Annotated in this window: 12 protein-coding genes; 10 read left to right on the top strand and 2 right to left on the bottom strand. The window is 69.1% G+C overall.

The genetic code is table 11. From position 1 onward, the window contains the following. The 9 genes from IH68_RS0136430 (at position 1) to IH68_RS0136385 (ending at position 11,323) form a co-directional block, all read left to right on the top strand. A complete protein-coding gene (locus IH68_RS0136430; RefSeq protein WP_030944004.1) occupies positions 1 to 1,941 on the top strand; it encodes an acetyl/propionyl/methylcrotonyl-CoA carboxylase subunit alpha in 1,941 nt (646 codons plus the stop codon). Further along, complete coding sequence (locus IH68_RS0136425; RefSeq protein WP_030944001.1) at positions 1,938 to 2,861, top strand: hydroxymethylglutaryl-CoA lyase; 924 nt, start codon at positions 1,938 to 1,940, stop codon at positions 2,859 to 2,861. The genes IH68_RS0136430 and IH68_RS0136425 overlap by 4 nt, the downstream gene beginning before the upstream one ends. 8 nt (positions 2,862 to 2,869) lie before the next feature. After that, the gene (locus IH68_RS0136420) at positions 2,870 to 4,030 is read left to right on the top strand and encodes an acyl-CoA dehydrogenase family protein (protein ID WP_030943998.1); all 1,161 of its coding nucleotides are present in this window, start codon (positions 2,870 to 2,872) and stop codon (positions 4,028 to 4,030) included. A 157-nt stretch (positions 4,031 to 4,187) separates the two neighbouring features. After that, positions 4,188 to 5,234, top strand: coding sequence for an ABC transporter substrate-binding protein (locus IH68_RS0136415; RefSeq protein ID WP_030943995.1), 1,047 nt, complete (start codon positions 4,188 to 4,190; stop codon positions 5,232 to 5,234). 121 nt (positions 5,235 to 5,355) lie between these two features. Continuing rightward, a complete protein-coding gene (locus tag IH68_RS0136405) occupies positions 5,356 to 6,189 on the top strand; it encodes a siderophore-interacting protein (protein WP_030943992.1) in 834 nt (277 codons plus the stop codon). Positions 6,190 to 6,308: 119 nt separating this feature from the next. Next, entirely contained in the window at positions 6,309 to 7,751 is a 1,443-nt protein-coding gene (gene desA / locus IH68_RS0136400; protein ID WP_030943988.1) for a lysine decarboxylase DesA, read from the top strand. Further along, positions 7,735 to 9,018 (top strand): lysine N(6)-hydroxylase/L-ornithine N(5)-oxygenase family protein, encoded by a 1,284-nt coding sequence (locus IH68_RS0136395; protein WP_030943985.1) that lies wholly within the window; start codon positions 7,735 to 7,737, stop codon positions 9,016 to 9,018. The genes desA and IH68_RS0136395 overlap by 17 nt, the downstream gene beginning before the upstream one ends. Further along, on the top strand, positions 9,015 to 9,557 hold the full coding sequence (locus IH68_RS0136390; RefSeq protein WP_030943983.1) for a GNAT family N-acetyltransferase: 543 nt from the start codon (positions 9,015 to 9,017) through the stop codon (positions 9,555 to 9,557). The genes IH68_RS0136395 and IH68_RS0136390 overlap by 4 nt, the downstream gene beginning before the upstream one ends. Then, the gene (locus tag IH68_RS0136385) at positions 9,554 to 11,323 is read left to right on the top strand and encodes an IucA/IucC family protein (RefSeq protein WP_030943980.1); all 1,770 of its coding nucleotides are present in this window, start codon (positions 9,554 to 9,556) and stop codon (positions 11,321 to 11,323) included. Before IH68_RS0136390 ends, IH68_RS0136385 begins: the two co-directional genes overlap by 4 nt. A gap of 60 nt (positions 11,324 to 11,383) precedes the next feature. Here the strand turns inward: IH68_RS0136385 and IH68_RS0136380 are convergent, their stop codons facing one another. Then, positions 11,384 to 12,967 carry a beta-N-acetylhexosaminidase gene (locus IH68_RS0136380; RefSeq protein WP_030943976.1) on the bottom strand — a complete coding sequence of 528 codons (1,584 nt, stop codon included), beginning with the start codon at positions 12,965 to 12,967 and terminating at the stop codon, positions 11,384 to 11,386. Positions 12,968 to 13,027: 60 nt separating this feature from the next. Between IH68_RS0136380 and IH68_RS0136375 the strand changes: the two genes are divergently transcribed. Continuing rightward, positions 13,028 to 13,912 carry a DUF4429 domain-containing protein gene (locus IH68_RS0136375; RefSeq protein WP_030943974.1) on the top strand — a complete coding sequence of 295 codons (885 nt, stop codon included), beginning with the start codon at positions 13,028 to 13,030 and terminating at the stop codon, positions 13,910 to 13,912. A gap of 52 nt (positions 13,913 to 13,964) precedes the next feature. Here IH68_RS0136375 and IH68_RS0136370 read toward each other — a convergent pair whose 3' ends face one another. Beyond that, positions 13,965 to 15,530, bottom strand: coding sequence for a purple acid phosphatase family protein (locus tag IH68_RS0136370; RefSeq protein ID WP_030943971.1), 1,566 nt, complete (start codon positions 15,528 to 15,530; stop codon positions 13,965 to 13,967). Positions 15,531 to 15,539: the final 9 nt, after the last annotated feature.

Here is a 15,539-nt window from a genome sequence, read left to right as displayed (position 1 = left end):
ATGTTCGACACAGTGCTCGTGGCCAACCGGGGCGAGATCGCCGTCCGCGTGATCCGTACGCTCCGCTCGCTGGGCGTGCGCTCGGTGGCCGTCTTCTCCGACGCCGACGCCGACGCACGGCACGTCCGGGAGGCAGACACGGCGGTACGGATCGGTCCGGCGCCCGCAGCCGAGAGCTATCTGTCGGTGGAGCGGCTGCTGGAGGCCGCCGCCCGCACCGGCGCCCAGGCCGTCCACCCCGGATACGGCTTCCTCGCGGAGAACGCCGGCTTCGCGCGCGCGTGCGCAGACGCGGGGCTCGTCTTCATCGGGCCGCCCGCGGAGGCCATCTCCCTCATGGGCGACAAGATCCGCGCCAAGGAGACGGTGAAGGCGGCCGGGGTGCCGGTCGTCCCCGGGTCCAGCGGCAGCGGGCTCTCCGACACCCAACTCGCCGACGCCGCCCGGGAGATCGGCATGCCGGTGCTGCTGAAGCCGTCGGCCGGCGGCGGCGGCAAGGGCATGCGGCTGGTGCGGGAGGCGGAGAGGCTGGCGGACGAGATCGCCGCCGCCCGCCGCGAGGCCCGCGCCTCCTTCGGCGACGACACGCTCCTCGTGGAGCGGTGGGTGGACCGGCCCCGGCACATCGAGATCCAGGTGCTGGCGGACGGCCACGGGAACGTGGTGCACCTGGGTGAGCGCGAGTGCTCGCTGCAGCGCCGGCACCAGAAGATCATCGAGGAGGCGCCCAGCGTGCTCCTCGACGAGGAGACCCGGGCCGCGATGGGCGAGGCGGCGGTCCAGGCGGCCCGCTCGTGCGGGTACCGGGGCGCGGGCACGGTGGAGTTCATCGTGCCGGGCGGCGACCCGTCCTCGTACTACTTCATGGAGATGAACACCCGGCTCCAGGTGGAGCACCCGGTCACCGAGCTGATCACAGGCCTCGACCTGGTGGAGTGGCAGCTGCGAGTGGCGGCCGGTGAGCAACTGCCGTACAAGCAGGGCGACATCACGCTGACCGGGCACGCGATCGAGGCGCGGGTGTGCGCGGAGGACCCGGCGCGTGGGTTCCTCCCCTCCGGCGGCACGGTGCTGCGGCTCCACGAGCCCCGGGGCGAGGGCGTGCGCACGGACTCCGGGCTCAGCGAGGGCACGGAGGTCGGTTCGCTGTACGACCCGATGCTGTCGAAGGTGATCGCGTACGGGCCGGACCGGGAGACGGCGATCCGGAAGCTGCGGGCCGCCCTTGCGGAGACGGTGACGCTGGGCGTGCAGACCAACGCCGGGTTCCTGCGGCGGCTGCTGGCCCATCCGGCCGTCGTCGCGGGCGAGTTGGACACCGGGCTGGTGGAGCGGGAGGTGGACGGCCTCGTCTCCGCGGACGTGCCGGAGGAGGTGTACGAGGCGGCGGCAGCCGTGCGGCTGGAGGCCCTGGAGCCTCGCGGAGAAGGCTGGACCGACCCGTTCTCCGTGCCGAGCGGCTGGCGGCTGGGCGGGGTGCCGAAGCCCGTCGGCTTCCACCTCCGGGTGCAGGACCCCGTGGAGTACGTGCCGCGCGGCAGCCACACCCTCACCGACGACACCGTCTCCGTCACCCTCGACGGCGTCCGCCACACCTTCCACCGCGCCGCCGACTGGATCGGCCGCGACGGCGACGCCTGGCACGTGCGCGACCACGACCCGGTCGCCGCGTCCCTCACGGGCGCGCGGCACGCGGGCGCCGACTCGCTCACCGCACCGATGCCCGGCACGGTCACGGTGGTGAAGGTCGCCGTCGGTGACGAGGTGAGCGCCGGCCAGAGCCTGCTGGTCGTCGAGGCGATGAAGATGGAGCACGTCATCTCCGCCCCGCACGCCGGCACCGTCGCCGAACTGGACGTCACGCCGGGCACGACGGTCGCCATGGACCAGGTGCTCGCCGTCATCACGCCGGTCGAGAACTCGGCGGAGGAGGAGAAATGACGCTGCCCATGGCCGTACCGGCCCCCGGTCTGCCGGCCCGCGTCCGCATCCACGAGGTCGGCGCCCGTGACGGCCTGCAGAACGAGAAGTCGACGGTGCCGACGGAGGTGAAGGCGGAGTTCGTCCGCCGCCTGGCCGAGGCGGGGCTCACGACGATCGAGGCGACGAGCTTCGTGCATCCGAAGTGGGTGCCCCAACTCGCCGACGCGGAGCAGCTGTTCCCGCAGATCAGCGATCTCCCGGTGGACCTCCCGGTTCTCGTCCCCAACGAACGCGGCCTGGATCGCGCGCTGGCGCTCGGCGCCGGTCGCGTCGCGGTGTTCGCCAGCGCCACCGAGTCCTTCGCCAAGGCCAACCTCAACCGCACGGTGGACGAGGCGCTGGCCATGTTCGAGCCGGTGGTGGCCCGCGCCAAGTCCCAGCAGGTCCATGTCCGCGGCTACCTCTCCATGTGTTTCGGCGACCCCTGGGAGGGAGCGGTCCCGATCCCGCAGGTGGTCCGGGTCTGCAGGGCGCTGCTCGACATGGGCTGCGACGAGTTGAGCCTCGGTGACACCATCGGGGTGGCGACCCCGGGCCACGTACGCGCCCTGCTGACCGAACTCGACGTCCCCGTCGAGAAGGTGGGCGTCCACTTCCACGACACCTACGGCCAGGCCCTCGCCAACACCCTGGCCGCCCTCCAGCACGGCGTCACCACGGTCGACGCCTCCGCCGGCGGGCTGGGCGGCTGCCCGTACGCCAAGTCCGCCACCGGAAATCTCGCCACCGAAGACCTCGTGTGGATGCTTCAGGGCCTCGGCATCGACACCGGAGTCGACCTCGGCCGCCTCGTCGCCACCAGCGTGTGGATGGCCGAACAACTGGGCCGACCCAGCCCGTCCCGCACCGTCCGCGCCCTCTCCCACCAGGAGCAGTGATCACAGCCATGGACTACCGACTCTCACCCGAGCTGGAGGAACTCCGCCGCACCGTCGAGGAGTTCGCACACGACGTCGTGGCGCCCAAGATCGGCGAGTTCTACGAGCACCACGAGTTCCCGTACGAGATCGTCCGCGAGATGGGCCGCATGGGCCTGTTCGGGCTGCCGTTCCCGGAGGAGTACGGCGGTATGGGCGGCGACTATCTGGCGCTGGGCGTGGCGCTGGAGGAGCTGGCCCGCGTGGACTCGTCCGTGGCCATCACCCTGGAGGCCGGTGTCTCCCTGGGCGCCATGCCGATCCACCTCTTCGGTACGGAGGAGCAGAAGCAGCAGTGGCTGCCCCGCCTCTGCTCCGGCGAGATCCTCGGCGCCTTCGGCCTCACCGAGCCGGACGGCGGCAGCGACGCCGGAGCCACCCGTACGACGGCCCGGCTGGACGAGGAGACGAACGAGTGGGTGATCAACGGCACGAAGTGCTTCATCACCAACTCGGGCACGGACATCACGGGCTTGGTCACGGTCACGGCGGTCACCGGTCGCAAGCCGGACGGCAAACCGCTGATCTCCTCGATCATCGTGCCGTCCGGCACCCCGGGCTTCACGGTGGCGGCCCCGTACTCGAAGGTCGGCTGGAACGCCTCGGACACCCGTGAGCTGTCCTTCTCGGACGTCCGCGTCCCGGCGGCCAACCTGCTGGGCGAGAAGGGCCGCGGTTACGCCCAGTTCCTGCGCATCCTCGACGAGGGCCGGATCGCCATCGCGGCTCTCGCGACCGGGCTGGCCCAGGGCTGTGTGGACGAGTCGGTGAAGTACGCGAAGGAACGGCACGCCTTCGGCCGCCCGATCGGCGCGAACCAAGCGATCCAGTTCAAGATCGCCGACATGGAGATGAGGGCCCACACGGCCCGACTCGCCTGGCGTGACGCGGCCGCCCGGCTGGTGAGCGGCGCCCCCTTCAAGAAGGAGGCCGCGCTCGCCAAGCTCCACTCCTCCACGGTCGCCGTCGACAACGCGCGCGAGGCCACGCAGATCCACGGCGGCTACGGCTTCATGAACGAGTACCCGGTGGCCCGTATGTGGCGCGACTCCAAGATCCTGGAGATCGGCGAGGGCACCAGCGAGGTCCAACGGATGCTGATCGCAAGGGAGTTGGGACTGGCCGGCTGACCACAGCGATGGTGCCACGGCTCCGGCGCACAGGCTGCTGACAGGTTCGGGACCGAAACGCCCCCACCCCTGGACATCGAGTGAGGTTAGGCTAACCTACCTTCGAAGTTGTCCGGCGGGCGCTCCGCCCCGTTCCCCGTTCGAAAGCAGCCTCAGCATGCTCAACGCCAGAGCCACCCACCTGACCCGACGCGGCATCCTCGCCGCGGGCGGCGCCCTCGGCCTCGGGGCCGCGCTCGCGGCCTGCGGCGACGACGACGCGAAAAGCGGCGGCTCCGGCAACGGGACGACCGCCGCCAAGTCCGGCCCCTGGTCGTTCAAGGACGACCGCGGCACGACGGTGAAGCTCGACGAAGTGCCCGCGAACATCGTCGCGTTCACGGGTGTCGCCGCCGCGCTCCACGACTACGGCATCAGCGTCAAGGGCGTCTTCGGCCCGACCAGGACCGCGGACGGCAAGCCCGACGTCCAGGCCGGCGACATGGACATCAGCAAGGTCACGATCCTCGGCAACGTCTGGGACCAGTTCAACGTCGAGAAATACGCGGCCCTCGCGCCCGACGTCCTCATCTCCACGATGTTCGACGACGCCGGCACGCTCTGGTACGTCCCCGAGGCCTCCAAGGACAAGATCGCCAAGCTGGCTCCCAGCGTCGGCATCTCCGTCTACGACCGCCAGCTGACCGAGCCGCTGCAGCGCATGTGGGCGCTCGCGGAGTCGCTCGGCGCGGACATGAAGGCGGCGAAGGTCACCGAGGCGAAGAAGAAGTTCGAGGCGGCCGCCGCCCGGCTGCGCAAGGCCGCGAAGGCCAAGCCCCACATCAAGGTGATGGCGGGTTCCGCGAGCGACGCGCTCTTCTACGTCTCCGGCACGAACCTCTCGATCGACCTGGAGTACTTCAAGGCGCTCGGCGTGAACTTCGTCGAGCCGCCGGAGAAGGCGAAGGCCAAGGGCGGCGGCTGGTTCGAGTCGCTGAGCTGGGAGAACGTCGACAAGTACAAGGCCGACATCATCATGATGGACGACCGGTCCTCGACCATCCAGCCGGCCGACATCACCAAGGCCACGTGGAAGAAACTGCCGGCGGTGAAGGCGGGGCAGGTCATCTCTCGGTCGCCCGAGCCGATCCTGTCCTACGACAAGTGCGTGCCGCTGCTTACCAGTTTGGCCGAGGCCCTCGAGAAGGCAAAGAAGGTCGGCTGAGAGGGAGCTCCACCTCGTGGGCGACTGCGGGCCCGTTGTGGCTGGTCGCGCAGTTCCCCGCGCCCCCTAGGGAGGCCGCCCATCTCCACGCCTACGACCTGACGATGATTCAGGAGCCGTGATGACGACCACCGTAGCCGCCCCGTTCCGTTTCTTTTCCCTTCAGGTCGTGCGGACGAGGCGGCTCGGGCCGTCTCTGGTCCGGGTGACCCTCGCCGGGGAGGACCTGCAGTACTTCTTCTCCGACGGACGTGACCAGTCCCTGTCGCTCTTCCTGCCGCAACCAGGCCAGAGCGAGCCGGCCGTACCGTACGAACTCGGCGACGGCTGGTGGCAGGCCTGGCGTGAACTGCCCGACGACGTACGGGCCGTGATGCGGTCGTACACACTGCGGAGCCTGCGCCGCGACCCCGACGAGATCGACATCGACTTCGTCCTGCACACCCCGGCCGGTCCCGCCTCGCGATGGGCCGCGAAGGCCGCCGCCGGTGATCGTGTCGTGTTGCTCGGGCCCGCCGTCGCGGACAACCGCGCGATCCGCTTCCGGCCGCCCGCGGACACCGATCTGATGCTGATCTGGGGGGACGAGACCGCCGTTCCGGCCGTCTCGGCGATCCTCGAGTCGCTGCCGGCCGGCACCCGTGCCCGGGTCTGGCTGGAGGTGCACGACGCCGGGGACATCCAGGACCTGGTGACCGAGGCCGACGCCGAGATCACCTGGCTGGTCCGGGACGCAGGCGGCGTCGAGGGGTCCCCCATGGCCCTCGACGCCCTGCGCACCGCTCAACTCCCGCTCGCCGAACACCCGTACGCCTGGATCGCGGGCGAGAGCGGATGCGTGAAGCAGCTGCGGCGGCGCCTCGTCGGGGAGTGCGGCATCGACCGGCGGCGGGTCACCTTCGTCGGGTACTGGCGACGGGGCCTGAGCGAGGAGCAGTTGCGCGAGCAGGAGTGACGGCGGTCACGGGAGGGGCGGGATTGAACCCAAGCGACTTAGGTTAGGCTTACCTAAGTTAATCGGGCAGCTTCGCCCCTCCCCCGCCCGCACGGACTGTCCCCACCGGAGGACCCCCAATGCGCTCGCACCTGCTCAATGACCTGACCGCGGAGCACTACCGCCGCTCCGTGACCGAAGGAGTCGAGCGGGTGGCGGCCAAACTCGCCACCACCGACCGTCCGTTCACCGGTGTCACCGTCGACGCCCTCGCTCCCCGGATCGACGCCATCGACCTCGACCGGCCGCTGGGCGACACCGTCGCGGTCCTGGACGAGCTGGAGGACGTCTACCTCCGCGACGCGGTCTACTTCCACCACCCCCGCTACCTCGCCCACCTCAACTGCCCGGTCGTCATCCCGGCGGTGCTCGGTGAGGCCGTCCTGTCCGCCGTCAACTCCTCCCTGGACACCTGGGACCAGTCGGCCGGCGGCACCCTGATCGAGCGCAGGCTCATCGACTGGACGACCGCCCGTATCGGCCTCGGCCCCGCAGCGGACGGCGTGTTCACCTCCGGCGGCACCCAGTCCAATCTGCAGGCGCTGCTGCTGGCCCGGGAGGAGGCCAAGACGGACACCCTTGCCAAACTGCGTGTCTTCGCCTCCGAGGTCAGCCACTTCAGCGTGAAGAAGTCCGCGAAACTGCTGGGCCTCGGCCAGGACGCGGTGGTCTCCGTCCCCGTCGACCACGACAAGCGGATGCAGACCGTCGCCCTCGCCCGTGAGCTGGAGCGCTGCAGGAAGGACGGCCTGGTCCCCATGGCCGTCGTCGCCACCGCGGGCACCACCGACTTCGGCTCCATCGACCCGCTGCCCGAGATCGCCGAGCTGTGTGCCCAGTTCGGCGCCTGGCTGCACGTGGACGCGGCGTACGGCTGCGGACTGCTCGCCTCGCTCAAGTACCGGGACCGCATCGACGGCATCGAGCGTGCCGACTCGGTCACGGTCGACTACCACAAGTCCTTCTTCCAGCCGGTGAGTTCGTCCGCCGTACTGGTGCGGGACGCCTCGACCCTGCGCCACGCCACGTACCACGCGGAGTACCTCAACCCGCGCCGCATGGTGCAGGAACGCATCCCCAACCAGGTCGACAAGTCCCTGCAGACCACCCGCCGCTTCGACGCCCTCAAGCTGTGGATGACGCTGCGCGTGATGGGCGCCGACGGTATCGGTCAACTCTTCGACGAGGTATGCGAGTTGGCCGCCGAGGGCTGGAAGCTGCTCGCCGCCGACCCGCGCTTCGAGGTCGTCGTGGAGCCCACCCTCTCCACCCTCGTCTTCCGTTTCGTCCCGGCCGCCGTCACCGACCCGGCCGAGATCGACCGCGCCAACCTGTACGCCCGCAAAGCCCTGTTCGCCTCCGGTGACGCGGTGGTCGCGGGCACCAAGGTGGGCGGCCGCCACTACCTGAAGTTCACCCTGCTCAACCCCGAGACGACGACCGAAGACATCGTCGCCGTCCTGGACCTGATAGCCGGCCACGCCGAGCAGTACCTGGGAGAGTCCCTTGACCGCGCGTCCTGAAAACCCGACCGGAACCCATGACTTCGTCGGGATCGGGCTCGGCCCGTTCAACCTCGGCCTGGCCTGTCTGACCGAGCCGATCGCCGAGCTCGACGGGGTCTTCCTGGAGTCGAAGCCGGACTTCGAGTGGCACGCGGGCATGTTCCTGGACGGCGCCCACCTTCAGACCCCGTTCATGTCGGACCTGGTCACCCTCGCCGACCCGACCTCGCCGTACTCCTTCCTCAACTATCTGAAGGAGAAGGGCCGGCTGTACTCGTTCTACATCCGGGAGAACTTCTACCCCCTGCGCGTCGAGTACGACGACTACTGCCGCTGGGCCGCGAACAACCTGAGCAGCGTCCGCTTCAGTACGACGGTCACCGAGGTGACGTACGACGAAGGGTCCGAGCACTACCTGGTCCGCACCGAGGCCGGAGACGTGTACCGCGCCCGCCACCTCGTCCTCGGCACGGGCACCCCGCCGTACATCCCCGAGTCCTGCCAGGGCCTGGGCGGCGACTTCATCCACAACTCCCGCTATCTGCAGCACAAGGCGGAGTTGCAGCGCAAGGAGTCGATCACGCTGGTCGGCAGTGGCCAGTCCGCCGCCGAGATCTACTACGACCTGCTCAGCGAGATCGACGTCCACGGCTACCGGCTGAACTGGGTCACCCGCTCCCCGCGTTTCTTCCCCCTCGAATACACCAAGCTCACGCTGGAGATGACCTCCCCGGAGTACATCGACTACTACCGGGAGCTGCCGGAGGCCACCCGCTACCGGCTCACGGCCGAGCAGAAGGGCCTGTTCAAGGGCATCGACGGCGACCTGATCAACGAGATCTTCGACCTGCTCTACCGGAAGAACCTCGGCGGCCCCGTGCCCACGCGTCTGCTCACCAACTCCTCGCTGAACAGCGCACGTTACGAGAACAGCGCGTACACCCTCTCCTTCCGTCAGGAGGAGCAGGAGAAGGAGTACGAGATCGAGTCCGAGGGGCTGATCCTGGCGACCGGATACAGGTACGCCGAGCCGGAGTTCCTGAAGCCCGTACGCGACCGGCTGCTCTACGACTCGCACGGCAACTTCGACGTCGCCCGCAACTACTCCGTCGACACCACCGGGCGGGGCGTCTTCCTGCAGAACGCCGGTGTGCACACCCACAGCGTCACCAGTCCCGACCTGGGCATGGGCGCCTACCGCAACAGCTACATCGTCCGCGAGCTGCTCGGCACCGAGTACTACCCGGTCGAGAAGACCATCGCGTTCCAGGAGTTCACCGCATGAGCCCGACGACCTTCACCTTCCGCCCTCTCGACCCGCTGACCGACGCCGAACTCCTGCACGGCTGGGTCACCCATCCCAAGGCCGCCTTCTGGATGATGCAGGACGCGAAACTGGAGGACGTCGAGCGCGCCTACATGGAGATCGCGGCCGACGAGCACCATCACGCGCTGCTCGGGCTCGACAGGGACGGCGAACCTGCCTTCCTGATGGAGTACTACGACCCCGCCCACCGTGAGCTGGTCGGCCTCTACGAGCCGCAGCCGGGCGACATCGGCATGCACTTCCTGACCCCCGCCACCGACACGCCCGTGCACGGCTTCACCCGGTCCGTCATCACCGCGGTGATGGCGCGCCTCTTCGAGGACCCGGCGGTGCGGCGGGTCGTCGTCGAACCGGACGTATCCAACACGGCCGTCCACGCCTTGAACGATGCCGTCGGGTTCGTGCCCGAACGGGAGATCCAGAAGCCGGAGAAGAGGGCGCTGCTGAGCTTCTGCACCCGGGAGCGATTCTTCGTCACGACGGGGGTGCCCGCATGACCCTCGCCGACGCCGTGGCCCACCTCTCCCCCGAACGGTGGGAGCAGGCCAACCGCCTCCTGGTCCGCAAGGCCCTCGCCGAGTTCGCGCACGAGCGCCTGATCACGCCGGAGCAGCAGGACGGCCGCTACGTCGTCCGCAGCGACGACGGCCTGACCCGGTACACCTTCACCGCCGTGATCCGCGCCCTCGACCACTGGCAGATCGACGCCGCCTCGATCACCCGCACCCGCGACGGCGCCGAACTCCCCCTCGCCGCCCTGGACTTCTTCATCGAGCTGAGGACGGCACTGGGCCTGAGCGACGAGATCCTCCCCGTCTACCTGGAGGAGATCTCCTCCACCCTCTCCGGCACCTGCTACAAGCTCACCAAACCACAGATCCCGGCCGCCGAGCTGGCGCGATCCGGCTTCCAGGCCATCGAGACCGGTATGACCGAGGGCCACCCCTGCTTCGTCGCCAACAACGGACGGCTCGGCTTCGGCATGCACGAGTACCTGTCGTACGCCCCCGAGACCGCAAGCCCGGTCCGTCTGGTGTGGCTGGCAGCGCACAGGTCGCGCGCTGCCTTCACGGCGGGTGTCGGGATCGAGTACGAGACCTTCGTACGGGAGGAGCTGGGTGAGCAGACCGTCGAGCGGTTCCACGGCATCCTGCGCGAGCAGGACCTGGACCCCGCCGACTACCTCCTCATCCCCGTCCACCCCTGGCAGTGGTGGAACAAGCTCACCGTCACCTTCGCCGCCGAGGTCGCCCGCCGGCACCTGGTGTGCCTGGGCGAGGGCGACGACGAGTACCTGGCCCAGCAGTCCATCCGCACCTTCTTCAACAGCTCGCACCCCGAGAAGCACTATGTGAAGACGGCCCTGTCGGTCCTCAACATGGGCTTCATGCGCGGACTGTCGGCCGCCTACATGGAGGCCACCCCCGCCATCAACGACTGGCTGGCCCAGCTCATCGAGGGCGACCCGGTGCTGAAGTCCACCGGCCTGTCGATCATCCGCGAGCGGGCCGCCGTCGGCTACCGGCACCTGGAGTACGAGAAGGCGACGGACCGCTACTCGCCGTACCGCAAGATGCTCGCGGCCCTGTGGCGCGAGAGCCCGGTCCGCGGCCTCCGGGACGGAGAGTCGCTCGCCACCATGGCCTCCCTCGTCCACGTCGACCACGAGGGTGCGTCCTTCGCGGGCGCGCTGATCGAGCGGTCGGGCCTCGCGCCGACGGAGTGGCTGCGACACTACCTGCGGGCGTACTTCACGCCCCTCCTGCACAGCTTCTACGCCTACGACCTGGTCTACATGCCGCACGGCGAGAACGTGATCCTGGTGCTGAGGGACGGGGTCGTGCAGCGCGCGATCTACAAGGACATCGCGGAGGAGATCGCCGTCATGGACCCGGACGCGGTGCTGCCGCCGACGGTCGAGCGGCTGCGCGTCGACGTCCCCGACGACAAGAAGCTCCTGTCGATCTTCACGGACGTCTTCGACTGCTTCTTCCGCTTCCTCGCCGCGAACCTCGCCGACGAGGGAATCCTGGAGGAGGACGACTTCTGGCGGACGGTCGCGGAGGTCACCCGCGAGTACCAGGCGTCGGTGCCCGAACTCGCCGAGAAGTTCGAGCGGTACGACATGTTCGCCCCGGAGTTCGCGCTGTCCTGCCTCAACCGGCTCCAGCTGCGCAACAACAGGCAGATGGTCGACCTGGCCGACCCTGCAGGGGCCCTTCAGCTGATCGGAACCCTCAAAAATCCCGTCTCGGGGTTCTGATCAAGACGGACGGGCACCCCGGAGTACGGTCCTCCGGGGTGCCCATCCAGCATGTTCAGGCTACTTCGGCGGCCACGGGACCTGCGGCGACCGGTAGTAGCTGATCCCCAGCGCGTCCCACCGCGGGCCCTGCGCCGCGAGCCGCACCTTGTACGTGTCCCAGTCGTGGGTGGACGCGGGCGACCAGCCGAGCTCGGCGACTCCGGGCAGCCTCGGGAAGGTCATGTAGTCGATGTCGGCGTCCGTCACGATCGTCTCGGTCCACAGCGGCGCCTCGACGCCCCTGATCGCCGAACCGGGCGCCCCGGCGAGGTAGTTGCCCGGATCCCAGTCGTACGACCGCTTCACCTCCACCAGTCCGGCCCAGTCCTGCCCGAGCGGGGTGTCCCCGGTGTACTTCATGTCCAGGTAGATCCGGTCGGCGGGCGAGAGGATCAGCCCGGTGCCGTTCTGCGCGGCTTTCGCGACCTGCGCCTTCTCCGCCGCGTCGGTGTCGTCCAGGCCCCAGTACTGGGCCAGAGCCCCCTTCGCGGGGTGCGCGCCGGTGATCTGGTGCCAGGCGATCACCGTCTTGCCGTACTTGGCGACGACCGGCTGCACCCGGTCCATGAACTTCACGTAGTCGTCGTGGCTGGTGGAGTGCGCCTCGTCGCCGCCGATGTGGAGATAGCGGCCCGGAGTGATCGCCGCCAGCTCACGGATGACGTCGTCCACGAAGTCGTACGTGACGTCCTTGCCGACGCACAGGGAGCTGAAGCCGACGTCGGTGCCGGTGTACAGCGGGGGTGCCGTGCCGTTGCAGTTCAGTTGGGCGTACGAGGCGAGGGCCGCGTTGGTGTGGCCGGGCATGTCGATCTCGGGAACGACCTCCAGATAACGGGAGGCGGCGTACCGGACGATCTCCTGGTAGTCGGCCTTGGTGTAATAACCGCCCTCGCCGCCGCCCACCTCCGTGGAGCCGCCGTAGGTCGCGAGCCGCGGCCAGGAGTCGACGGCGATGCGCCAGCCCTGGTCGTCGCTGAGGTGCAGATGCAGTTTGTTGATCTTGTAGAGCGCCAACTCGTCCACATAGCGCTTGACTTGGGTCACCGTGAAGAAGTGGCGGGAGACGTCGAGCATGGCGCCGCGGTAGGCGTAGCGCGGGCTGTCCTTGATCGTGCCGCCCGCGACCAGCCACGGTCCGGGCTGTACGGACTTCTTCTCCACCGTGGGCGGCAGCAGCTGGCGCAGGGTCTGGACGCCGTGGAAGAGGCCGGCGGGCTCGGTGGCGGTGATGGTGATGCCGCCCTCCGAGCTGTCCAGGCGGTAGCCCTCCGCCCCGAACCCGCCCTTCGTCTGCCTCTCAAGCCGGAGTTGGATGCCGCCGCGGCCCCAGTGGACCAGGGGCAGCCGGTAGCCGGTCGACGGGCGCAGGATGTCCGCGAGGTACTGGCCGATCCGGCGCACCCGCGGGGAGTCGTCGATGCGGATGGCGGTGGCGCCGGTGATGCGGTAGGGGGAGCCCCAGGCCTTGACCGACGCGGGCGCCGGGACCACCCGGCCGAGCGGGGTCGGGCTCGCTTTCGTCAGCATGGTCGCTCCTGACGTGAAAATGCCGGCGGCCGCGACGAGCAGCAGCGACACCAGAACGCGGTGCAGTCTCACATGCGCTCCCTCCGATTGGTAGAGACCACTCTCTCGCAGATCCGGTGAAACAATCCCCCCATGGCGGAAATCATCCAGAGGGACGGCACGTGGGTCTTCGACGGCGATGCCCTTCGGCTGACGCCCGGGCGGGACAGGAACGTCAGCCTGCTCCGCCGGACACTGGGTGAACTCGTCGTCCCTTTGGGTGCGTTGGCGGGGATCTCCTTCGAGCAGGGCAAGAAGTCGGGGCGGCTGAGGCTGCGGCTGCGCGACGGCGCCGACCCGCTGCTGCACGCCTCCGGGGGACGGCTCATCGAGCCGAACGACCCCTATCAGCTGCTCGTCGAGTCGGACCGGTACGGCGTCGCGGAGTACTTCACGGACGAGGTACGCAACGCCCTGCTGCTCGACGAGGTCCCGTCCGACCCGGTGGACGAATACCTGCTCCCCGGCCCGTCCGTCCCGCTCTCCGTCTCCGCCGGGGACGGCACCGCGAGCTTCGACGGTGAGCAGATCCGCCTGGAGTGGAACTGGAAGACGGAGGACGCCAAGGCCGCCGCGGGCGCCCGCACCCTGGCCGTCACCGATGTCGTCGCCGTGGAGTGGCAGCCCGCGGCCGGTCTGGAGAACGGGTATCTGCGCTTCACCGTGCGGGGCGCGGCCACCAAGGCGCCGCCCAAGTACGACCCCAACTCCGTGGAGCTGTGGGGCTTCAAGAAGGACCCGCTGATGGCGCTGGTCGCGGCGGCCGTGCAGGCCCGGCTGCCGCACCCCGCGGCGGCGGCCGTACTGGACGTACCGCCGCAGGAACCCCCGAAGCAACTGGCGCCCGCAGGCCGACACGAGGACGACCACGACGCATTGCTGCGACGGCTGCGCGAACTCGGCGAGCTGCACCGCACGGGCGTCCTGACGGACGAGGAGTTCACGATGGCCAAACAGGCGGTCCTCAAGAGAATGTGAGGACCGCCTGCGGGTGAGACGTACGCCCTGCCTTCCGGGCGCACGGGCAGGGCTACTTGGCCTTGCGTGCCACCGTGAAGTGGTCGATGCGGTCACCGGTCTCGGCGATGCCCGACACCTTCAGCTTGGCGTAGTGGCCCTTCGACGCGGGCTCGACGTCCACGCGCAGGAAGGAGTAGTTGAGGTAGCGCACCCGGGACCAGGCGACGGTCTCGTTGACCTTGCCGTCCTTGGTGTTGATGAACGAGGCGACGGAGTCGACCTCGTGCTCGTGCCCCTCGTAGGAGTCCGGCGCGGTGAACGCGTACAGGCTGCGGCCCGCGGCGCCCGCCGTCACGTAGACGACACCCTCGGTCTCGGGGTACGCGGTCTCACCGATCGGCAGCTTCTTGACGACCTTGTCGCCCTTGATGACGTCGGTGCGCTCGTACTGGTGGTTGTGGCCGTTGATGACCAGGTCCACCGTGTACTTCTCGAACAGCGGTACCCACTCCTGGCGCACGCCCCCCTCCGAGGCGTGCGCGGTGGAGGTGCAGTAGGCGCAGTGGTGGAAGAACACGACGATGAAGTCGATGTCCTTCGACGCCCGGTACTTCTTCAGCTGCGCCTCGAACCACTTGGTCTGGGTGCCGCCGGAGATACCGAGGTTGGCGGGAATCTCGTACGACACGTCGTTCGGGTCGAGCGAGATGATCGCCGTGTTGCCGTGGACGAAGGAGTAGACGCCCGGCAGGTTCGCCTTGTCCGGCCCGTTGTCGGGGAGCGTGAAGCGGGCCTCCTCGCCGCCGTAGCCGTTGGGCGAGTACCAGGCCTCCATGTCGTGGTTGCCGTAACTCACCATCCACGGCACGGACTTGGCGACCGACTCGGTCTGGTACAGGAACTGGTCCCACACCCGCGAGTCGAAGCCGGTGTCGGCGGTCTTGCCCGCGCCGGCCGGGTCGGCGTAGGCGATGTCGCCCGCGTGCAGGTGGAAGGACGGGTTCTGGCCGAGGATCAGGCTGTCGTTGGCCAGACCGTGGTAGCTGACGCCCTGGTCGCCGAAGGCCGTGAAGGTGAACGGCTTCTTGTGCGAGGGCGCGGTGGTGAAGGTGCCCAGGGTGCCGACGAGGTGCGGCTCGGCCGGGTCGAAGCCCTGGTGGCCGACGCCGTAGTAGTACGTCCTGCCCGGGCGCAGGTGGGTGAGCTTGGCGTGGAGGTAGTACTGCGTGTGGTCGCCGCTGGCGCCGACGCCGGCCGGGGTGTAGAGGCTGCGGACCTCGGCCTCGATCTTGCGGGAGAGGTCCCAGGGGTGGGCGCCGATGCGGATGAAGGGCTTCTTCACCGCGACCGGCACCTGCCAGGAGACGGTCATCTCGGTACTGGCGTCGCTGCCGTAGGCGAGGTGGCGGCCGAACGGGGCGACGAGCGAGCCGTCGACCGTCTCGGTGGCGGGGGCGGTGCGCTGCGTGGGAACGGCGGCCTGAGCCACGGCACCCGGCACGAACGCGCCACCGGTGACGGCGCCGATCGTCACGGCACCGCCTCTCATCAGGTTGCGGCGCGAGAATCTCGCGCGCAGGTACTCGTGCTGCTCGGCCATGCTCATGCGCTCGGCCAGCTGCTCCGGTACTCCCATACGAGGTAT

The organism is Streptomyces sp. NRRL S-646 (assembly GCF_000720765.1).
Taxonomy (GTDB): domain Bacteria; phylum Actinomycetota; class Actinomycetes; order Streptomycetales; family Streptomycetaceae; genus Streptomyces.
This window is presented reverse-complemented; position numbering and strand designations above follow the sequence as displayed.